The organism is Sulfurisphaera javensis (genome assembly GCF_041154675.1).
Lineage (GTDB): Archaea > Thermoproteota > Thermoprotei_A > Sulfolobales > Sulfolobaceae > Sulfurisphaera > Sulfurisphaera javensis.
In genome coordinates, this window is sequence record NZ_AP031322.1 from 75,265 (window position 1) to 97,427 (window position 22,163).

General features: G+C 30.3%; 20 protein-coding genes. 10 read left to right on the forward strand and 10 right to left on the reverse strand.

The features are described from left to right. The first annotated feature begins 43 nt into the window (after positions 1-43). Positions 44-880 carry a winged helix-turn-helix transcriptional regulator gene (locus ACAM25_RS00390; RefSeq protein WP_369610383.1) on the forward strand — a complete coding sequence of 279 codons (837 nt, stop codon included), beginning with the start codon at positions 44-46 and terminating at the stop codon, positions 878-880. Here ACAM25_RS00390 and ACAM25_RS00395 read toward each other — a convergent pair. Together ACAM25_RS00395 and ACAM25_RS00400 are read right to left on the reverse strand one after the other, a co-directional pair. Beyond that, positions 877-1,398 (reverse strand): hypothetical protein, encoded by a 522-nt coding sequence (locus ACAM25_RS00395; protein ID WP_369610384.1) that lies wholly within the window; start codon positions 1,396-1,398, stop codon positions 877-879. The two genes, ACAM25_RS00390 and ACAM25_RS00395, sit on opposite strands and share 4 nt — an antisense overlap. Then, a complete protein-coding gene (locus tag ACAM25_RS00400) occupies positions 1,395-1,793 on the reverse strand; it encodes a hypothetical protein (RefSeq protein WP_369610385.1) in 399 nt (132 codons plus the stop codon). The genes ACAM25_RS00395 and ACAM25_RS00400 overlap by 4 nt, the downstream gene beginning before the upstream one ends. 39 nt (positions 1,794-1,832) lie before the next feature. On the opposite strand from ACAM25_RS00400, the gene ACAM25_RS00405 reads away from it, so the two are divergent. Further along, a complete protein-coding gene (locus ACAM25_RS00405) occupies positions 1,833-2,645 on the forward strand; it encodes a DMT family transporter (RefSeq protein ID WP_369610386.1) in 813 nt (270 codons plus the stop codon). 28 nt (positions 2,646-2,673) lie between these two features. On the opposite strand, the gene ACAM25_RS00410 is transcribed toward ACAM25_RS00405, so the two are convergent. After that, the gene (locus tag ACAM25_RS00410; protein ID WP_369610387.1) at positions 2,674-3,831 is read right to left on the reverse strand and encodes an MFS transporter; all 1,158 of its coding nucleotides are present in this window, start codon (positions 3,829-3,831) and stop codon (positions 2,674-2,676) included. Positions 3,832-3,990: 159 nt separating this feature from the next. On the opposite strand from ACAM25_RS00410, the gene ACAM25_RS00415 reads away from it, so the two are divergent. Continuing rightward, complete coding sequence (locus ACAM25_RS00415; protein ID WP_369610388.1) at positions 3,991-4,533, forward strand: hypothetical protein; 543 nt, start codon at positions 3,991-3,993, stop codon at positions 4,531-4,533. Further along, positions 4,530-4,901, forward strand: coding sequence for a hypothetical protein (locus ACAM25_RS00420; RefSeq protein ID WP_369610389.1), 372 nt, complete (start codon positions 4,530-4,532; stop codon positions 4,899-4,901). The genes ACAM25_RS00415 and ACAM25_RS00420 overlap by 4 nt, the downstream gene beginning before the upstream one ends. Here the strand turns inward: ACAM25_RS00420 and ACAM25_RS00425 are convergent. The 5 genes from ACAM25_RS00425 to ACAM25_RS00445 all read right to left on the reverse strand — a co-directional run bounded on the left by ACAM25_RS00425 (position 4,881) and on the right by ACAM25_RS00445 (position 10,076). Further along, positions 4,881-5,678 (reverse strand): hypothetical protein, encoded by a 798-nt coding sequence (locus ACAM25_RS00425; protein WP_369610390.1) that lies wholly within the window; start codon positions 5,676-5,678, stop codon positions 4,881-4,883. The two genes, ACAM25_RS00420 and ACAM25_RS00425, sit on opposite strands and share 21 nt — an antisense overlap. Continuing rightward, positions 5,657-6,496: an ATP-binding cassette domain-containing protein gene (locus ACAM25_RS00430; protein ID WP_369610391.1), complete on the reverse strand. Its 840-nt coding sequence runs from the start codon at positions 6,494-6,496 to the stop codon at positions 5,657-5,659. The genes ACAM25_RS00425 and ACAM25_RS00430 overlap by 22 nt, the downstream gene beginning before the upstream one ends. Continuing rightward, positions 6,497-7,264: a peptide ABC transporter permease gene (locus ACAM25_RS00435; RefSeq protein ID WP_369610392.1), complete on the reverse strand. Its 768-nt coding sequence runs from the start codon at positions 7,262-7,264 to the stop codon at positions 6,497-6,499. After that, positions 7,264-8,496 carry an ABC transporter permease subunit gene (locus tag ACAM25_RS00440; protein WP_369610393.1) on the reverse strand — a complete coding sequence of 411 codons (1,233 nt, stop codon included), beginning with the start codon at positions 8,494-8,496 and terminating at the stop codon, positions 7,264-7,266. The genes ACAM25_RS00435 and ACAM25_RS00440 overlap by 1 nt, the downstream gene beginning before the upstream one ends. A gap of 107 nt (positions 8,497-8,603) precedes the next feature. After that, a complete protein-coding gene (locus ACAM25_RS00445) occupies positions 8,604-10,076 on the reverse strand; it encodes a carboxypeptidase M32 (RefSeq protein ID WP_369610394.1) in 1,473 nt (490 codons plus the stop codon). Positions 10,077-10,142: 66 nt separating this feature from the next. Here ACAM25_RS00445 and ACAM25_RS00450 point away from each other — a divergent pair, with 66 nt between their 5' ends. Next, positions 10,143-13,556, forward strand: a complete 3,414-nt coding sequence (locus ACAM25_RS00450) for an MMPL family transporter (protein WP_369610395.1) — start codon at positions 10,143-10,145, stop codon at positions 13,554-13,556. 17 nt (positions 13,557-13,573) lie between these two features. After that, positions 13,574-15,043, forward strand: coding sequence for an ABC1 kinase family protein (locus ACAM25_RS00455; protein ID WP_369610396.1), 1,470 nt, complete (start codon positions 13,574-13,576; stop codon positions 15,041-15,043). Between the two features lie 10 nt (positions 15,044-15,053). On the opposite strand, the gene hsp14 is transcribed toward ACAM25_RS00455, so the two are convergent. After that, positions 15,054-15,434, reverse strand: a complete 381-nt coding sequence (gene hsp14 / locus ACAM25_RS00460; RefSeq protein WP_369610397.1) for an archaeal heat shock protein Hsp14 — start codon at positions 15,432-15,434, stop codon at positions 15,054-15,056. Positions 15,435-15,599: 165 nt separating this feature from the next. Between hsp14 and ACAM25_RS00465 the strand changes: the two genes are divergently transcribed. From ACAM25_RS00465 to ACAM25_RS00480, 4 genes are all read left to right on the forward strand, one after another. Beyond that, positions 15,600-15,986, forward strand: a complete 387-nt coding sequence (locus ACAM25_RS00465; RefSeq protein ID WP_369610398.1) for a hypothetical protein — start codon at positions 15,600-15,602, stop codon at positions 15,984-15,986. 371 nt (positions 15,987-16,357) lie between these two features. Beyond that, positions 16,358-17,221: a heterodisulfide reductase-related iron-sulfur binding cluster gene (locus ACAM25_RS00470; protein ID WP_369610399.1), complete on the forward strand. Its 864-nt coding sequence runs from the start codon at positions 16,358-16,360 to the stop codon at positions 17,219-17,221. After that, entirely contained in the window at positions 17,218-18,363 is a 1,146-nt protein-coding gene (locus ACAM25_RS00475) for an LUD domain-containing protein (protein ID WP_369610400.1), read from the forward strand. Before ACAM25_RS00470 ends, ACAM25_RS00475 begins: the two co-directional genes overlap by 4 nt. Before the next feature lie 34 nt (positions 18,364-18,397). Next, positions 18,398-20,869: a hypothetical protein gene (locus ACAM25_RS00480; protein WP_369610401.1), complete on the forward strand. Its 2,472-nt coding sequence runs from the start codon at positions 18,398-18,400 to the stop codon at positions 20,867-20,869. 4 nt (positions 20,870-20,873) lie between these two features. Here the strand turns inward: ACAM25_RS00480 and ACAM25_RS00485 are convergent, their stop codons facing one another. Beyond that, positions 20,874-22,160: a DUF973 family protein gene (locus tag ACAM25_RS00485; protein ID WP_369610402.1), complete on the reverse strand. Its 1,287-nt coding sequence runs from the start codon at positions 22,158-22,160 to the stop codon at positions 20,874-20,876. Between the last annotated feature and the right edge of the window lie 3 nt (positions 22,161-22,163).

Here is a 22,163-nt window from a genome sequence, read left to right on the forward strand (position 1 = left end):
TTTCTACCAAAAAAATATAAATAAGATTAACAACTCTTATTTGATGGACAGCGTAGACAAAAAGATTATTTTATCACTCTTCAAAGACGGTAGAATTTCTCAAAGAAAAATAGCAGAGGAAGTTGGTTTATCAGCTACTTCTCTCAACTATCGTTTTAATAAACTTCTTGAGGATAAGATTATTAAATCGTTTTCCCTTTACGTTAATCCTAACTTTTATGGTAAGTTCGTTGCAAGAGCAAGCTTTAAAAATTCGAAAGATTTTGACTCTAAGTTTGTGAATGTTAAAGTTAAATGCCTAGAAGAAGAAAACGTGTATGAAATAGAAGGAACTTCGGTAAATGATCTACAAGATAAGATATCTTATATGTCAAAGGAATTAGGAGAATATAGTATGATTTACATTCCGGAACAAAATCCTCAAAAACCCTCAGGAGTTGATATTGAAATTGTAAAGACGCTTATAAAAAATCCAAGAATGGATATTGGTGAAATCGCTAAAGAGATTAACATTCCTTCAAAAACAATTTTACGCAGATTAAATGCTTTAATTAATAAGAATTTCATTAGAATAATTCCTATTATTGATATAAGTAAAAGTGATATTATCGTATTTGGTGTTTTTTCACGAATAGTTAATAAAATGGAATATTTAAATCAATGTGAGTTTCTAAGGTTTACTGACGGTGAAAGAGGTATTGTAGTATGTGCAGTAGATAGTTTAAAGACTGCTGAAAGTTATGTGAATCAAATAAGAAAACAGGATGATAATGCAAAAATTATGATTGCTACGGAATATGAAATAAGAAATGATAATGCAAAAGAAGAATTAGAGAAAATAGAAAAACAAGCAATTTTAAATAACATGGAAGACAGCTAATTCTTCTTCCTTTCTGTTATTAAGAACATTATATAAAGAATAACTGGAATTAAAGATAACCAAAATAGAATTGTAGGATAGGATTGTATTAACATCGATACAGTAGCCCCTTGATATTGAGTAGTTAATGTCTCCTGTCCAATTATTAAAAAAGGATAATTAATAGACATTCCTATACCTTTACTTACAAGGTAATCAACCACAAAATAAATTATCACGGGATCTAGCAAGTAAAATATTGGTAACCAGAACATTGTAGAGTAACTGTATTTCTCTCCCTTAAAAATCAATATAATACCATATATAAGATTCATTAAAACATAAATTCTAAGAGCGTTTAAGAGAATATTTAGCACTTGAGCAATTACTAAATTTTCTCCAAGCATTATAAGGTTTATTTGGAATGGAGAGTCGTATATTTGAAATATTCCACCCACACTATAATACCACCATGGTAAAGGAATAATATCTATTAAGATAGAAACAATGAAATAACTTAATAAAATTGGATACTTCATAGAGTTGTCGCCTCAATAACTGTTGTTTCGAGTATTCTTAACTTTATAGTAATAGTTTCATTTTTATTGTTAATATTATTAACTAAATTTGAAAAATTAGTTATAATTAATGTCACATTTTCAGACATATGAGGAGGGACAACCGCAATTTTATTCAAATAAATATATTCTCCAGATACATTACATATTATTATTGAAACGTTTAAAGGATTTTTAACATTTATAATCAGTTCACTTTTATTAAAAGAAATTATAGAAACCTTTAAATTGTTGGTAATATTACTTAGAGAATTTATCTGACTAACACCATTCTGAAAACTACTTTGTAATGTAGGAAAATAAAGAATAATAAATAATATCGCTAATACAATTCCAATAATTTTTCCCCAATTCACGGTAATTTTAATACCACAATAACATAATAAATTTATTAGATGATTAAAAGGGGATTTTATGACCTTGTCATTGCTTCTGCACTGTGGGGAACAATAGGAATAGCAACGCAAATAGGATATGAACATGGTGCCAATGTATTTCAGATAATTCTCTTTAGAAGCTTGTCTTCTTCTTTTCTCATTTTTACAATCTTTAATAACTTTAAAAGAATTCTTAATAGAATTTCATTTATTATGGGAATAGTTACTATAATTTTTTATGAAACATATGTTTATAGTGTTAATGTTTTAGGTGCTTCTCTTTCGGCTGTTTTTTTATATACAGCACCACTTTGGGTTTTACTTGCCTCTAAATTTTTCCTAAAAGATAAAATCACTATCAGAAAAATTCTCTCTTCCTTACTAGTTATAATAGGAGTTTATTTTATTTATTTTTCTAAAATATCTATAGTTGATATTGGATGGGGTTTAGCCTCTGGCTTTACTTACGGATTATTAATAATTTATTCAAGATTTATGCAAAATAAAGATTTTAGTGATAAAGAGATATTAGCCTCACAAGCTATATGGAGCTTACCATTTTCATTTTTCTTTTATTTACTCTCACCCAATCTAACATTTTCGTCAATCTATACTGGAATCTACTTAGGAATAGTAGCTACATTCTTAGCTTATATTTTCTTTTATAGAGGAATGAGGAGAACTGACTCTATAACAGCTTCAGTAGTTTCTTCACTGGAGCCAGTTTTTACGATCATTTTCGCAATGATTATTCTTCATCAATTTTTAACAACGTTACAACTTTTTGGTTCAATAATTATAATATTTAGTTCTATATTAATATCTTTTTAAAAAAGAGTATTGATTTACTTTTTAAAAGTTAACTTAAAATTATTTTATCATTCCAGAACATTTTAAAGAACAATACTGTAGAGATCATTACTGGTATTACTAAAAGAGTTATAGCTAACGTTAATCCAATAAAAATCGCTGCAAAACCTACAATTGCTGGAACAAGAAGGAATAAGATATTGTTGTATGCCAAAAAGTAAGAGTTGACGGCGTTTCTCTCTTCTATTCTGGTAGCCCTACTTATCATTATAGTTGACATAGGAAATATTGAACCATGGGGTATTCCTAACAAAGCGATAACAACTAAAAACAATTCATATGATGGAGCATAAAGTATTCCTAATAATCCTACAATTGTTATAAGTATTGAGATAAGCAAAGGCATTCTCAAGTTAGTAAATGGTCTGATTGTCATTGAAAGTCTTGTTAAGAAAGACAAAATGTAAAATGGTAAAAAGACAGAGTAAGCAACAAAGTTAGATAAATCGAATCTCTCTTTAGCTAGAATTGCTAAGAAGGTTGTAAAGGCAGCAAAGGGAACATTATAAGTAGTTATTGATAGAATAGAAGCAATTAGTCCTTTATTTTTTATTGCTGTAACACCAGATTCTTCCCTTTTGACTTCTGGGAATTTGATATTAAAAGATACTATAGTCCCTAGAATTGCTAATGGTAAGAACCATAGAAATATTTGCCTATAATTGAACATAGTAAGTAAATAGGATTCTAATGCAGGACCAATAATTAAACTTAAACTTAAGCTCGTTGAATATAAGGATAATAATCTTTCAGCTGATCTTTTATCCTTAGCTAAACTTGCTGCAGTAATTAAATTAGGCATTATAAAACCAAAGATTAACCCAGCAACAGCTGAGATTATCCAAATAGTAAGTACGGTTGAATAGGCGAACAATATTAATGAGATAGCAATGATCATATTTGAAGCTATGAAGATCTTTCTTCTAAATTGAGCATTTAATCTAGGATTTAGAAAAGATGTCGAAATAAAAGTAAATGCAAACATTACAGTAGACAATAATCCTACTATCGAATCCGGTAAAGAGAGCACATATTTTCCGAGTAAAGGCACTGTAGTTGTTACCATATTGTTTACAGATCTTGCTGATACTGTCATTAAGACGAGTATAATTGAAGCTAGAATTAAATTATTCCTACTCTCAGTCATTGCAAAACTTAATAGTTAGGTGTCAAATTTAAGCTTTAATTATTACTTTTTAAAATTTTTTAAAATAGATGTTATTTTTGTCATTAAAGATTCGTGGTAGTAGCATTAAAAGTACTTTTTCTCACTCAGAAATTTAATGGTTTAATCAACAAGATGCATATGCCAGTAATAATATTTCTTATAATAATCGCGTTAGCCCTCTCTCATGCTCTTGAGCCAGATCATATAGTCACTATGAGATTAATGAAAAGTAAAAAGGAATATGCTATGTTTGGATTATCTCATGGTATAGGTTTCGCTATTATAGCCATTCCATTAGTCTTAATTCTCTCTTTTTTTCCTTTCTTGGAAATTGTAGGAGATCTAATAGGACTAGCTTTTGCATTAATCCTTCTTTACTCAGAAATCATTGGTAAAGAGATCGAACTTAATGTATCTAAGAGTTTTGGTTCTGGGATATTGCAAGGTGCTTTTGCAATTACTCCATCAAAAATCGTGGTTGCTATATTAGCTTCTGAGGTAGGCTTACTATTAGGCTCTCTTTATGTCTTTACCTTTGTAGTAATTTCTTCATTAGCAATCTTTCTAGTTGGTTTTTCACTTTCCTATTTAAACTTAAAGAAGGATATAAGTAGAATAGTCAATATCTGCATTGCGTTAGTTGCAACTATTTATATCCTTTTTAGTATACTAAAATTATGAGCTCAATAGAAATAGTTTACGAGCCTTATAAAAAAATTATAGTCCATGAGATAATCGAATTTTCTTTTGAAGATCTAATATCTGAAGTTCTAATGCAAACTAGAGCATTAGGAGGAACTTCGATACCAACAATAAATTGGTGCGAAGGAATAGCATTTATAGCAACTCCTTTCCCACCAACTGAAGATATAGTAAGAGAAATGTTAGCTGGAAATATACATTATGCTGGAGTTATATTTGCAAGAAAAGATTCTTTTGAACCAGAGATAAGAGGAAGTTTCGGAGTTATAAGATTAGTTAATAGGTGTAACAATCCTAATTATAAAAAACTAGCTGAATATTTAAAATCATTTTCTAGGCGAATATAACCAGCAAAAAACCTCATTTTGATTTATAATTGCCCTTGGAGGAAACAAAGAAACGCATATCCTAAATAGTTTCCTATCTTTTTTTACAAATTCACAATAGTCATGAAAAGGACAGCCTCTTAATGAAGGTTCTCCAACATAACTTACCTCAACTCTTTCATTATTTTTCCCAATAGAAAGAATTGATTTTTTCAAAGTCATAGAGTATGGATGATAAAATTCTTTACTTTTAATTGAATATTCTAATAACTTCCCTCCATAAATGACATAAACCCTCTCACATACATCAATAAATTCCATATTACTAAAGAAGAAAAGTACTGCAAAATCTAACAAATTAGCTGTTTTAATTATTAATTTTATAGCTTGACTTTTAAGCTGTTCCTCAAACGTTTCCATGAAATTTTCAACTAGAAGTAACTTTGTCTTACCAAATGCAACTTGTGATAATTCAAGCTTAAATTTTTCAAATTCAGTTAAATCAGTAACTTTTCTTTTTTTATCTAAACCAAGAAAATTCAAGATAAACTCATTTCTTTTGCCAAACTTTTTCTCATATAAACTTAGAACCTCTGATACTGAGAGAGGAACGTTTATTCTATATTTAGGGATAATCCTAATATATCTACAGTTTATTTTCCTTAATATAAGTTCCTCTATTTCATCCTTATCCTTCCCAGAATTTCCTACTATGCAACTTATCTTGTTTATCTCTAAGTCTATATTAGAAATATAATTACCATGAAGATTAGAAATTACCAAGGGTAACCTAGACATTTTACATACCTCTCTCCAAGATTAACCATTTTTGGTTTTGTGAGTCTGCACTTATAAGTAGAATATTTACAATTTTTACTATAAATGCAACCTTCTCCTACAAGGTTCTCCTCCTTTAAATTTCCCTCAATTAAGTCAATAGTATAAGGATGATAAGGATATTCTATTACATGATAACCTTCTTCTACAACTTCTCCACGATATAACACTGCAATATAATCTGCTAATCTTGAAATAACTGCAGGATCATTATCAAAAACAATTAGATTTATATCAAAAGTTTCTTTCAAATCTATTATACTATTAACAAGGAGTCCTATCTCTATCTCATTCAAGTTATATTCAATATCGTCTATAAATAAGTATTCTGGCTCTAGGAATGAGGCTAAAGCCAAAGCAACTTTCTTTAATTCCAATGACCTTAGTTGATGAGGATAACTGTAAAGGATTTCTTCCCTTATATTTAATACTTTAAATACTTCCTTTGCTGTTTCAAGTATTAATTCCTCATTTTCCATATCATGACTGATTCCGATTTCAATAAAGTGAGAAGCTATATCGTAAATTGGATTAAATAATTTCATTGGATCATAAAATACTACTGACAATTTTTCCCAATACAATTTGTCACCCTTACTCATTATATCTACATCATCGAGCAGGATTTTGCCAGAAGCTTTTGTTAACTTAAAAGTAGCGTTGATTACTTCTTCTTTACCACTATCTCTTTGTCCTAATATTCCAGTATCTTCCTTTATCTCTAGTGTGAAACAATTTAATTTACCTTCTACGGTAAGGCATTCGTATTTTAGAGTCATTTAAATTCTCCTCATTTCATCTGCTAATAATTGAAGAAGAATAAGCAAAATTCCTCTAAATATTGCAGGAATTAAAAACAACCACCAATCTGGAATTAGATGTGATGCTGTATTTAATAAAGTAGTTAAAGTAGGATAATTTGGATCTCCAACACCTCCAATAACTCCCATAGCTGTATAAGTTGATATTCCGTCAATAGCTGAAGGAATAACTAACTGAAAAACTTGCTTCTTACCTAAAACAATAAAGCCCAATTTTAAAGGAACTTTTCTAATCATTACTCTTAAAGAGGAACCTATAGACCTTGTGTAAATCGTTTCAGCTATTTGCCTAGCATAAAGTGGCCAACCAGTTAAAGCAACAATTATTGCAGTTATAAAGAAATTGGCTTTTAACGAAACTCCAGTTGGAATACCATAAAATAAAGCAATAGAAAGGAGAAATGGTAATCTTGGAATTGAGTTTATTGAATCGGAAATTCTAACCATTAATGTTCTAATTTTCCCTCCTAATATTCCTGCAGTTATACCATAGGTAACTGAAATTAAAGTTTCTATTAACCCTACTATGCTTCCGAACAGTAGAGTATTAATTATTGCTACCGCATTAACGTTTATCATATTTCTCCCATCAATGTAAGTTCCTAGAGGATAAGCTAAGTTTGGAGGAGTTAAAGGTTTTCCTTTTGGTAATTGATAAAATTCCAAGAAAATACTCGTAAAAATTAGAAAGAAAAATAAACTTAAAATAATATAAAGTCTTATCATCATCTTGTCACCCTAGGATCTAAGATGCCATATATTATATCTGTGAGAAGATTTGAAAGTAAAGCTATTGTAGAATAAAGTATCATAATTCCTTCTATTACCTTATAATCACCATGTTGAACAGCTATTTTAGCTAGTTCACCTAATCCAGGCCATAAGAAAATGCCTTCAACGAGCATTTCAGCTAAAAGCATTTCAATAAACGCTGAGGAAATAGAAGTCAACATTACAACGGTAACATTCCCCAATAAATGCCTATAGATAAGGATATTCTCCTTTAATCCCTTATAATTTGGAGGTAAATTCTTAACGTTAATTAGTAGTCTATTTGTAAAAATCCCTATATAAGGAAAGAATAACGATATAAGTGGCATAAAGAGATAAGAGAATAAGTTACTTTTTGGAACACCATATGGAAATATGTTAAAGAAGAAATGAAAGAGATAAATTATAATAATTGATAAAACCCATGAAGCTAAGGCTGTCCCTATATATTTCCATTTATCTATTATAGATCTTAATGTCTTATTAGTAATTCCATATATTGATAGAAAAGCACTTAGGTAAACTGTTAACGCAAATGAAATACCTAGCAATAAAGAAGTATAAGAAAGGGCTGTTAAGACTAAACTAGTAACTGAAATACCAAAATAAGAGCTAATACCTAGATTAAATGTTAATATTCCCTCAATAGTTTTGAATAAACCTCTGCCATGAAGATACTCAAGAACAATTATTACAGCTATAATAAGACTCATTGAAATAATGAAGCTTGAAAATCTTTTTAATGAGTATCTATATAGAGATCCACCTACAGCATATCCTTTAGTCAACTCTTCTCCAAGTATGCGTGATTGAAAGAAAAGAGTAGTACCTTTAAATCCAATGAATGTTCCGGTTAAAATCAAAAATAGTGAAAAAGGAGAAAGGTAAGCATAAGGTTGCACATAACCAGAAATTATATATACGTAGTTTGTAGTTTGATTGAAATAATAAGTAGATACATTATGTAGATGTATTGGTTCGTTGTTAAACGTTATAATTGTAGCGTTTGGTGGGCCATAAACTAAAACTGACCAGTAATAATTTTGCCAATCGGAAGGAGGAGTTGCAATTTTGCTTACATTATAAGATATAAGATCAATTCTTTCTGATTCAATCGAAATGTATGCAATTATTAAACCTAATAAAAGAAGTACTATAGAAATGTAAAGTAATTGTAAACTTCTCACATGTTAAGCTATTTTATATGCCTTATAAGCTTGAGCATAAGTAAGAATCGTTATTATTAATTTTTCAAAAAACATGATTTTTATAAATCTTACTCTATTTTTGAAAATTAAACATTTAAGTATTTTTCTTTTAAGTATTTTATAAGATCATATGGATCATAACTCTTCCCAAATGCTTTCCTAAGCAAATCCTTTGGAGAATATATAGCACCATATTTACATAGTTTCTCCTTAAGCCATGTTTTCACGTTATCGAAGTCAGCATTTCTAACATTCTCCTTTAAGTCTTTATAACTTGAGTATATCATCCCAGCAACGACATTACCTAAAGTGTAAGTGGGGAAGTAACCAATAGACCCTTGCGACCAATGAATATCTTGTAAAACTCCTTCACTGTCATTTTTGGGTCTTATTCCCAAATATTTATCCATAAACTCATTCCATATTTCAGGTAATTCTCCAACTTTTATTTCATCAGACAATAATTTCTTCTCTATTTCATACCTTAAAGCAATATGAAAGTTATAGGTAACTTCATCAGCGTCAACCCTTATTAGACTTGGCTTAATAGTATTAACATATTTGTAGATTTCCTCTTCATTATATCTTTTCACGAAATCTAAATATTTTATAAGTATAGGATAAATGACATGTATGAATTCCTTACTTCTTCCTATTATATTTTCCCAAAATCTTGATTGAGATTCATGAATTCCAGTGGATGCTCCCTGAGCTAATGGTGTCATTTCCAAATTTTTATCTATTAGTAACTCATATGTAGCGTGACCGCTTTCATGAATAACTGAGTATATAGTTTCCTTGAAGTCTTTCCCCTCATATCTTGTGGTTATTCTAACATCGTTTCCAGAAATTCTAATAGTGAATGGATGTGCTGAAATATCTAATCTAAAGGAATCCTCTGGCATCCTTAAAATTCGAATAATCTCGTTGTTTATTTTTTCCATGTCCTTAACATCATATTCAACTTCTTCAAGTGGGTGAGTTTCTGGAAAATAATTCTTTTCTCTCACCTTTGTGTATATATCCTTTAAGTTTGGTAATAATACATTAAAGATAGAATCTCCATCATCAACAGTAAAACCTTCTTCATATAAATCTAAAAGTGCATTATAAGGATGTTTCTCGTAACCTAAATACTCTGCAACCTTTCTCTCTAAATCAACAATTCTCTCTAAATATGGTTTAAACTTAGAAAAATCAGAGGATTTTTTAGCCTGCCTCCACACGATCAAAGCTTCTGAAGTAACTTTATCTAGTTCCTTTATGATTTCTATAGGTACTTTTACATAATATTTTATTTCTCGATTTAATACACGTATAAATCCTTTTTCCTCATCAGAAAGATTTTCCTTACCTTCATATTTTTGAACTAGATTGTAAAGCTTTAAGTATTGATCCTTGATTAATTCACTAAACGTTCCAATAACCTCACCTCTTATACTAGCATCAGCAGGAGGCATATACGTTTCTCTATCCCAACCCATTAGACTTAAAGCATAGTTTAAGCTCCAGATCTTTTTATATTCTTCATAAAGATCCTTTATATTTTCGAATGGCATAATAAAGTTCTTGCTTACTAGTTTAAATGAATTAGCCTTATAAACAATAGATATATCTTTTTAATTATGTTTAATGGTCTCGCTAATTTTATTGTGAAAAGATGGTACGTAGTTATAGCAATATGGATTGTTTTGATAATCCTATCTGCACCTCTTTCATCTCTTTTCTTGAAATCAGTTAGTTATCAAGTTACAATATCTGTACCAGGAAGTACATCAGCAAAAGCAGAACATATAGTTGGAAGCTATTTTAAACTTCTTGGAGCTTCAGGGTCAAATGGAGTTCTTGTTATAGAGGGAAACGTAAGTAAATATTCGACTTTTTTAGCTAACTTAACCTCTTATGGAAATATTTCTTTATATAACTTTTATACTATAGAGAAAAGTATATTAAATCAGACCTTAGTAAATATTGGGCCAAAAGTAGAGAACTTAACATCAGCTTTACTTAATATCAGCAAAAATGAAGAAAATACAAGTCTAAAATTACAAAATGAATACCAGAATCTAACATCAGAAATAGCTAAACTTGAACAACTACATAATGGGACAATTAAAGTAGAGAATGAGTTCATAAATATAAGTAATACTTTAAACTCTACTGCACTTAAAATCCATGAACTACATAACAGTCTAGTAGAGAATTATTCGACATTCATAAAGATTCATGAAGGGGAAATTCAAACAAATGAAACCATATATAATCTATCCAGATTCTTATTCATCCCAGTATCAGCATTCTTACAAGTATGGAAAGTAGCATATAATCAAACTCACAATGTTTTATTATCTAATGAAATTGCTTATGAGAAAATATATTCACAATTGCCGAATCAAGAAGAAAAAGATTACTTTACTTTATTCTACCATTATTGGAACAATAGTGAAATAACACCCCTTAATATTTATGAAGTTGCAGATGAGTCAATTTATAATGCATCTGAGCATTTCTTTAACGTTACTCAATTCGAATTTGTTGCATTTACTTTACATTATATAAATATAACAAACTTCAACAACGTAACAGTCATAGAAGAGACTACAGTAAAATACTTTAATATAACCTATGATGTTCCTATTGAATTAGGAGAAGAGTTACTTACACAAAAGCCATTTTCTGTGTTAATTTCATTATACTCAGAAAAAACTGGCTTACCTTCAGCGTTCTTAGAAGAAGTATACAATTCAACGAACTTTAAGGAATTAGCTCTTAATGAAATTCTTAATAAAACAAACTCTACGGTAGAGAAAGAATTTGTTCAATGTGTTTATTCGAACCTAACGTTAAACCCAGAGGTTTTTGCAATAAATTACATAGCCTCACATTATAACGTAAGTAAGGAACTAGTTTCAAATATTCTAAGTTTTAATACTACAGAAAATTACATCAATTATCTCTCTAGCGTAGCTTCCAATAAAACAAACCTACCTTCTTGGTTGTTTATAAACCTTTTAAAATATGATAACGTAAGCAACTTAACTGCATATCTATTCTCATCACATCTAACTAAATTATCTCAACTATTGCAGAAAAGTAACTTAACTACTACCAAACTTGCATTTATGTTACAAACTAATATCAGCATTAGGAATTTAGCCATAGAATTGATAGTAAATTATGCTAATTTCTCTCCTATACTCACTGTAAATAAAACTGATTTAATAAACGTTTTAGCGAATAATTTTACAATCTATGATCTTTTAAAAGACAATAATTTCCCGATTGAACCAATACAAAATATTACTGATAACTTGTATACCTCTAACATGTTCCTTATCTTTATGAAAGGTAATTTTACATATAAAGAGGCAGAGAATTTCCAAAATTATATTCAACAAAAATTAAATGTAAAGACTTATTTAACTGGAGGAGAGCCTATTAACTATCAATTAAAGAAAATCGCATCAGAGGCCTATTCAATAGCAATTCCAGTTGGTATAATTCTTGCAATAATATTAGCTGGAATTTACTTCAGATCCTTCGTAACAGCATTTATACCATTAACAATCTATATATCAGCCTATTTAGTAGCTTCAGTATTTCTCTGGTTAATTGTTATTAAAATTTTGAATATAACCGTAAACTTCTTAACACCAAGCGAAGTTCTTCTGTTAGCTTTAGGTTTAGGTACGGATTATGTAGTTTTTATTGCAAGCAGATATATTGAAGAGAGAAGAAAAGGCAAAAACAAGGAAGAGGCTGTACATGAAGCTGTAAAATGGGGTGGAAGGGCTGTAACTATTACTGCATTAATTGTTATGCTATCTTTCTTGTTTATTTACATCTATAGAATTCCGTTCTTTTCTGATACTGCAATCTCAGATATGCTTGCAGTAGTGATAGTTTGGTTATCAGCAATTACGTTATTCCCAGCAATATTAAGAGGAGCTGGAGACAAATTATTCTTCCCAAGAAAGTTTAACAAATCTGAAGTAAAGAAAGTTAAAATCAAAAGACCAGCTTTATATGTTGGAGTTATCTCTGCAATAGTTATTATTTCAGTTTTCATTGCATCATTTACTCCATTAACTTTAAACGTCTTAGCGTTATTACCTCCATCTCAAGCTACTCAGGGAGTTACTATTCTAAGTACTCAATTTAAGTCAGCAAACATTTTCCCAATATATGTGGTAATTCCATACAATGGAACATTTAACCAAACAGCCTATAATTATGCCGTACAAATTTACAAGGAACTATCAGCTATACCAGGTGTGACAGCTGTTGATTCTCCAGTATCACCTTATGGAGGACTTATAAATTCCAGCCAGTTATCAGCTTACAATTATACTCAATATTTCTCTCATGGCTATATGTTATTCGTAGTTAATCAAAAGTATCAGCCGTTTTCAAATCAAGCATTCCAAATTGTACAACAGATAGAGAAAGAAATTAAGAATGGCTATGTAGGGGGAGGACCAGTTGATGCATTCAATATATATAATTTTGTAAGAACTAATTTCTTTATAATTGTTGCAGAAATTTCAATAACTATGTTTATTTTATTGTATATAATGACAAGATCATTAGCAGTATCTGGAGTAATTATATACATAATATTATCTGCTGTTGCTATAACATTAGCTTTAGAGAGATTAATATTCACGTCAACCTTAGGTTACTCAATATTTGCTGTAGTACCAATATTTCTAGTCTCGATAATTATTGGCATAGGAATGGATTACAACATATTTCTCGTTGCTAGGGTTCACGAAGAGTTAGAAAAAGGATCTAATATGGAGGAGGCCGTAGAAACTGCTGTCAGTAATTTAAGAGTTACTATCGCATTCTTAGGCTTAATATTTGCTGGAACTTTAGGTTCCTTAATGCTTGTTAAAGCTTCAATACTACAAGAATTAGGATTTGCATTTGCTGTTGCCGCCATATTGGAAACAACTGTATTATGGGGATACTTAGCTCCTTCATTATTGATCTTACTTTATAGAAAATTCAAGATAAGACCTAAACTTATAGTATAAAAGGCAATATTTCTTTTATGCTTAGGGAAATTCAAGTTATAATTAAACTTGCACCTAGAGTTCTTAAACTTAGAGAATTTAGGCAAAGAGAGCTTAAGGGAGAAAAAGTCGATGAAGAGGAGATGAGAAAAGAGGCTAAAAAACTATTGAATGCAATACTTTCTTTAGGACCGGCATTCATAAAATTAGGACAAGTATTATCTGTTCATTCCGATGTTTTGCCAGAACCATACTTAAAAGAGTTGTCTAAATTGCAAGATGAGGTTCCTCCTGCACCATGGGAGGAAGTAGAACCTATACTGAGGGAGGATTTAAAAGAGAAATTTGATGAATATGAAGTTAACACAACTCCAATATCGTCAGCGAGTATAGGTCAAGTATATTTAGCTAAAGAGAAGAAAACTGGAAAAACAGTAGTAATAAAAGTAAATAGGCCTAGAATAAGAGAAATAGCTGAAAGAGATATTAAAGTTATACAATCGTTACTACCTCTAACGAGATACCTTTTTGATGAATCATTTTATGAGAGCCTAAAAGCGATTGTAAATGACTTTAGTAAAAGAATATTTGAAGAAATGGACTTCACAAAGGAAGAGTTTTACATGAGAAAACTAAGGGAAGAATTAGAGGAGTTTCCGGACGTTAGGCTTCCTGAACCATATTATGCAACTAAAAGAGTCTTAATTATGGAATACTTAAAGGGATATAAGATAACTTCAGAAGAGGCAAAAAAGATAGTCCCACCAAACTATTTAGCTTATAAAGTGTTCAGAACGTTTATGATACTCCTTTTAACAAAAGAATATTTTCATGCTGATCCCCATCCAGGGAATTTAGCTGTTGATGAGAAAGGTAATTTAATTCTTTATGATTTTGGAATGATAGGAAGAATGGATAAGGAGACAAGAAATAGATTACTAAGGGCTTATGCAGCTTTAATTAGGCTTGATGCAATAGGTTTGGTTAAGGTTCTAGAAGAGTTAGGAGCTATTCAGCCTGAAGCAGACAGAGAAATTTTGGCAAAAGGAATAGAACTTTTCTTGAAGACTTTTGAGGGAGTTAGTGCAGAAACGCTAGAAGTTGAAACTTTCCTTAATGCGGCAAATGAAGTATTTTATCGATTCCCGTTAAAAATACCAGAAAAGTTAGCAATATACATAAGAATGACTTCTGTACTTGGAGGTACTTGTACTCAAATTGATCCAGAATTTAATTTCTTTGTAAATCTTCAAAAACTGATTGAGGAAGAAGGCTTACAATGGAGCGCTATGTTTGATGATATGAGAAATACTTTGCAATCAGCAATAAAAAAATTTAGATTATCTTTATTAGAGAAACCAATAGTTCCTAATAAGAAAAGTGAAAATAGAGGAAGTATTATTGGCTCTCTTATTGTAATCCTTGCAATTATATATTACTTATTTTCACATGACGCTATAGTATCAATCCTAATAGGAATGTTTGCCTTAACAATAAGTAGAATATAACAAAAAGAACTTATTCAATCTTTATTGCTGTAGTCCCAGCTATAGGAATTCTAATTGTCAAAATTCCATTCTCATATTTTCCAGTAATCTCAACATCTTTAGCTACATTGTAAGGTAATCTAATGACTTTTCTAACGTATTTAGGTCTTTGAGTTAAGTACTTTACACCAGGCTCAGAAATTTCCCTCTCAGCTTCAATAATCAATTCGTTTTGCCCACTTATTCTAGCCTTAATTTTCTCTTTTGGAAAACCTGCAAGATCAGCAATAACAACTAAATATCCTCCTTCTTCATACATATCCACTGGAGGATAAACTAACTCATAAAATCCTCTGCTTAATTCTTCACTTCTTTTCTGAATTTCTTTTCCTAAATAATACATAAAGGACATTTATCTCACCTCTTCCTCCTCTTTAAGAACCATACTAGAATTTTATATATTGCGTACCATTTAAGTAGTCTTTTCATAGATATATCTACTTATCCCAGATTAATATATTTTTACACTAATGGCTTAGTAGTTAAAATTTAATTTTTTCTTATAGTTAGAAATCTTATGAGCGAAAAGATTAATACATCAAAAAAGATTCTTTCACTACTCTTAGACACTTTTAGCAAAAAGGAAAAAGAAAGATTTTACCGGTGCGTTATTAACAAATTATATGGTTCATTTGACGTTTATGCTGAAAAGTTTTCTATGTTCTTAGCAGATAAAATAGAGGCAAAAGGAAATCTCATTAAAGGAAGAAATGGAAATCTATACATTGAAGGAAATAGGATTATATACGAAATAGGGAAAGTTAGAGTGTTAATTAATGCCAATGAGAATTTGCAGAGTTTGGATCCAGTTACTCTCGAAACTTGGATATTAATACAAGTATTAAACTTAGGTGAGGGTCCTATTAACGTTAAAAACATAAAAGTTAGCTTACAGAGTGATTAGAAGTAGCTCTTTACAATTTCTTAAGCTAATTTCATCAACTTATTAGAAGCTAAAACTTCATCTGCATTTATTCTAAACTTATTAATTAGCCTATAGTACCCCTTGCACTTCTTATCCTTTCAATAGCTCTATTTTTTCACTTCTACAAATCTAACCTTTCTTAACTTCATATTTTTGGTTTTTCCAAAATTACTATTTCAATCGGAGAATAAGCTAAGATAATTCCCTTCTTAGCTAACATTTCTCTAATAGTATATTTATTTTTTCCTTAATATTTTCACTGAAAGTATAAATCTTCAAACTTAAATCTCTTTCTAATTACTTAACGATTTTAAATAAAACTATTTTATCTTGCAACTGGTAATTAACGTATGTTAGGAAAATTAATTTACGAGAACCTCCAAAAATACGGTTTCCCTTATCCTATTGACAAACATATTTGTTCTTCATGGGCAAAGGATATTCCTAAACAAAGTTCAACAATTTTATATACTTCTTGCATGTATCAGACAGCATCTTTAAGTGAAATTTACTCAAAATTCATTCCTTATGCTGAAAAACTATCAGCTTTCTCGTTTTTAGGAAAATACATAAAACCTAAGAAGGAGGAACTAGATAGAGCGTATAAAATACTAAATAGAATAGTACAACTTTTAAAAAGAAATGGAATAGAATTTGGTTATCTTTATGAAGAAGAACCTTATAGTGGAGCTATTCTTCTAGAATTAGGTTTTTTAGATGAGTTTTCTGCTTATGCGAAATCCGTATACAAATTCTTTAAAGAGAAAGGAATAAAAAGAATTATTACCGTGGATCCTCATACTCATAATGCTCTTACAAGGTACCAAGAATTTATTGATAAGATGGATATTGAGGTAGTAAATTATCTTGAATTAATCAAAGATGCCAAAGCAATAAGTGATATTACTTTTGTTGTTCATGACTCTTGCTTATACTCAAGGTTCTTAAATCTGAGAGATAAATATAGAGAGATCATCGAAAAAAGCGGAATAAAGACAATAGAAGATGAGTTGGTTACTGGAAATGATACAGCATTCTGTTGCGGTTCTCCGATTAAGCCAATTAATCCAGAGTTAAGTGATAAGATTGCAAAAGCTAGAGTACAACAGCTAACTAAATTGAGTAACAACATTTTAGTAGTTTGTCCAATGTGCTATGCTAATCTTTCTAAACATCATGAAAACATAAAGGATTTGACTGAGGTGATTGAATGAACCAAGAGTGGGATATTGCAATTCAGAGAACAATAAATAATAATGTTCCCAGAGTATCTAAGATACTAAAAGAGCATCAATATATTCTAGAATTAGCTAAAAAATTAAGAGAAGCGAAATTGAAGATACTTTCTAATTTAGAGGAATATATTGAACAGACACTAGAGTCAGTAAAAAGAACTGGTGGAAATGCTTATTTTGTAAAGGATCCTAGTGAGGCAAGGGAATTGGTAGGAAAAATTGTAGGTAAAGGGAAAATTGTAGTTTTTGGTAAATCAATGGTTGCTTATGAACTAGGAATTAGAAAGTATTTAGCCCAATTAGGTAATGAAGTTTGGGAAACTGACTTAGGAGAGTTTTTAATACAATTAGCTGATGAACCTCCTTCACATATAATTGCCCCAGCAATTCATATGACGAAGGAAAGAGTTGCTAAACTTTTAAAGGAAAAATTGGGTTTTGACGTTTCTGAAAACTCAACTCATGAAGAATTAGTCCAAAAAGTAAGGGAATTTCTAAGAAATAAATTTCTTTCAGCTAATGTAGGAATAACTGGAGCAAATGCCGTTGCTGCTGATGTAGGTTCAATTGTCTTAGTTGAAAATGAGGGAAACATTAGGATGAGTACTGTTGTACCTCCCGTACATATTGCAATTGTGGGAGTTGAAAAGATCGTTCCAACATTAGAAGATGCACTAAATGAGGCTTTAGTTCAAGCAGCTTATGCTGGTTTATATCCTCCAACCTACATTAACGTAACTTCTGGTCCTTCGTCTACCGGAGATATTGAAATGAAAAGAGTTTCTCCAGCTCATGGTCCTAAAGAATTTCACCTGATTTTAGTTGATAATGGAAGAATAAAAGCTAGTAAAGATGAAATACTTAGGGAAGCACTTCTCTGTATTAGATGTGGGAGATGCCATCTTCATTGCCCAGTTTATAGGGTTTTAGATGGAATGTGGGGAGATGCTCCTTATACTGGACCTATGGGGGCTATGTGGTCTTATATTATTTATGGCGATGGGAAACCAGCTACTTACTGCACTCATTCTGGTAATTGCAAAGAAGTATGTCCAATGAAGATAAATATTCCTAAAGTCCTTGAGTATATAAAATATTTGGAAAATAAGAAACAATCCTAGAAAATTTTTTAATTACTCCTCTCAATCTATTATGATGAAAAGGCAAATAATACTTTTAACCCTTCTATTACTTTCATTTCTACCTAATTTCTCTTCAATGTTTGTAACTCACACTATTTCACAACCTCAAAAAGCAATAACTGTAGAACCACTGGGAATAACAGCTAATGGAAATTTCTTATATGTAACTACTTCTAATGGAATTCTTACTTTAACACTAAATCTCACAATAGTTAATTTTACTCAAATTAATGACCCAGTAATACCTCTAGTTGTAGGAAACACAATATACGTTACAAACTCAGAAAATAACATAGTGTCTTTAATACAGAATGGGAAAGTAATTAGTAACATTACTATAGGCAGTAACTTTGAGGCAATTAATTCTGGTCCTTCTCTTCCGAGGATGTATTACGGATATGGCATGGCATATGATCCAAATGATAATTTACTTTATATTGCAGATAGCAATTTAGGGTATGTAGTTACAATAAATACTATCAATGGAAAAATTAATTACATCTATGGATTTTATGAACCAACAGATGTTATATACGATCCAAATAACGGGAACTTATACGTTTTGGATTTTTATAATTTCGAAATTTCCATAGTTAAAGGTACAAATGTTGTTGGCCAAATTAACGTTAAATTACCACCTGCTATGGGAATAATAGTTAATAATACGCTTTACTATACGTCGTTTGACTATAGTTACGTAGTTGCATATAACTTAACTTCTGGAAGCCAAACGTGTATACCAGTTGGAAATAATCCGTATTTCTTAACTTATGATCCACAAAATGGTAACGTTTACGTTAGTGAATTTGGCTCAGGAGGAATAGCTGTTATACATGGAACTAAATTAATAGAAAATTACTCAATAGGATCACAGCCTGCTGGTATTTTGTATTATGATGGATTGCTGTATGTAGTACTTTATGGAAATAATGAAATTGAGGCCTTAAATCCTAATAATATGACTGTTGTATATTCATTACCTTTAACAATAACCTATACGGATGTTATAAGTTATAATGGAAACCTTTACATAACTGAATATTATAACGACAAAATAATTGAAGTAAATTCTAGTGGAAAGATTATAAACCAACTACTTTTGAATTCAAATCCATATAGCATTACTGAAGTAAATAATATATTATACGTAACTTGTCCAAATTCAAATAGAATACTAGAAGTTTCACCATCACTTTCCATTATCGGATATATTAAAGTGCCAGATCCCACATGGATTACCAGTTATCAAGGAAACCTGTATGTTACAAGTTTCAGTAAAAATCTCTTATATGTTATCTGCCCAAATGGTTTTAACTTAACGATAAGAACTGGAAATGGTCCTTCTTTTGTTACTGTTTATGAAGGTAAAGTAATTATTGCTGATGAGTTATCAAAACAACTTACAATATATTATGATGGTCAAACAAAAGATATTAACTTAACATTTTCGCCTTTAGGTATAATTGGTTATAAAGGTTATATTTATGTTATTGGAAATAATGAGATAGAAATTTTCAATAATAACTTTAATGTTGTAAATAAAATATTCATTACAGAACAAATAATACCATTTTCTTTCCCTCTATTTTATGACGGAGTAATTTATAACAATTCAGTGTATATAACTTATGGAAAGACTATCGGAGTATTTAACGGATCACAAGAAATAAACGCTTATAACTTTAACAACATTGTTACGGGGATTGCCGTTTTAAAAAATAACATATATGCTATCTCTCCACTATCATCATTATACATTCTATCTCCACCACCATCTTACTTACTCACTATTAAAGAGTCTGGCTTACCTAATGGAACAAAATGGGGAATACAAATAAACGGAACAAGCATCTATTCATCAGATTCAGTAATTACACTTAATCTTACTGAAGGAATATATAATCTAAAAGTTTTAAATGTGACGTATTATTACTCTAATTTCAGCTTTAAAGAAATAAATGTTAGCAATAATCTCACAATTTATATAACCTTCTATCCAATAAAGTATAACATTACATTTCATGAGGTTGGTTTACCTAATGGAACAAAATGGGGAATACAAATAAACGGAACAAATATAACTACAAATCTCTCTACAATTAGTTTGAAATTACCTTATGGAAAATATTCATATAAAGTATTATTACCTAAAGGTTATAACACTTCTACTTTGGCCGGGAGTTTTACAGCGAACAATACCTTAGTAATATCCATAATATTTTATCAAATAACGACAAAAAGCAATATAACGACTACAACATCTACAACAACAAGTTCTACTACTAGTACCGAAACTACAACATCTACAACAACATCAAAGACGACAACAACTCAAACTTCAACATCTCAGAAAAGCATATCTATTCAAACAAAAATACCAACTATAACATCTACTCATAATAGTTCGTTTATAAAGTATATAGGTATAGGCATTATAATAGTATTAGCGATAATAATTGCATTATTAGTAATTAGAAAAAGTTAAGAAATTAATCTGGTTTATATATTATTTTTATTTCTTGATCTGGCAAGTACTGGTTTTGAGTTTTTAGCACAAGAAACACGGAATATTCTTTACCTGGCTGCAAACCCATTGTTACTATTTGATCAAACTTTACGAATACTTGATTATATCCAGGCTGTAACATTTGTGGTTGCATATTAGTTACTGGATATGGTAAACTGTCAAATCTAACTGAGATTATATATAATTGCTTTTTAGAAAAAATATTAAGAAAAATAGAACCATCTGCCTTCATTACACCAGAACCAGAAATCTGTGAAGGTTCTGCGGATAAATTTGATGAGGGAGATGCATAATTGTACTGTTGAGTAGGCAAGTTTTGTTGAGGCGTTACTTGCGTAGTATTAACATATTGAGACTGTTGAGGACTACTTGGATATTGCTGTTTAGGTTGCTTATAAGACGATTGTGTATAAGGTTGTTGAGTTGCCATTTGATTTTGTGTAAATTGGGAAGGTTGTTGAGTAATATTTTGTTGATAACCTTGGATGTATTGGCTTCTTTGATATGACATAGATTCTTTTGGTGGTTGAGATAAAGGATACTGTGGCTGAGTTTGTGGATTAATTGTTACACGCTGTTGATTAGGTAAATTACTCATAGGTAGATTAGGATTATACTGAACTCCATACTGAGGTACAGTGTACTGTGGTTGATAGTAATATGATTGAACATTGTATGATTGGTTATAAGTCTTTAAAGCCCTTGACACTCCTATAAATAAAAGTATATAGCCAAAATAAGACAAAATAACTGATAAAATAAGAATACCTCCGTTTTTTATTGCATTATTATTGAAAGATTCTCCAAACTTCTTTATTGTAATGCCTAACATCACACTTCCCACAATACCAAATATTAATGCTAATCCTTCAAAGGCTAACCAAGTCAAAACTGTTATAGTGTTTAAAGCTGATACAAATGCTGATAACAATACGGCAACATTTCCCATTAGCAAAAATACGGAAGCAATAGCATTCATGGAAGCTCCTAAAACCGACGCTATGTTTAATTGTCTCAATCCTATTTTCATTCTATAAAATGCTGCAAAATTTAAAATTCCTATAAATATTCCACTTAAAACAAAAGGTGAAAATATTGATAGTGGAATCCCGTTTACTGTTATATTAATTGAGGGATATATCTTGAAAAGTAAGGAGATATACCATACAACAACTCCTAGAATCAGAGAAATAGTAATTGTTAACGAAGATATATTTAAACTTCTTAATCCTGTATTTAAATTATTCATAAA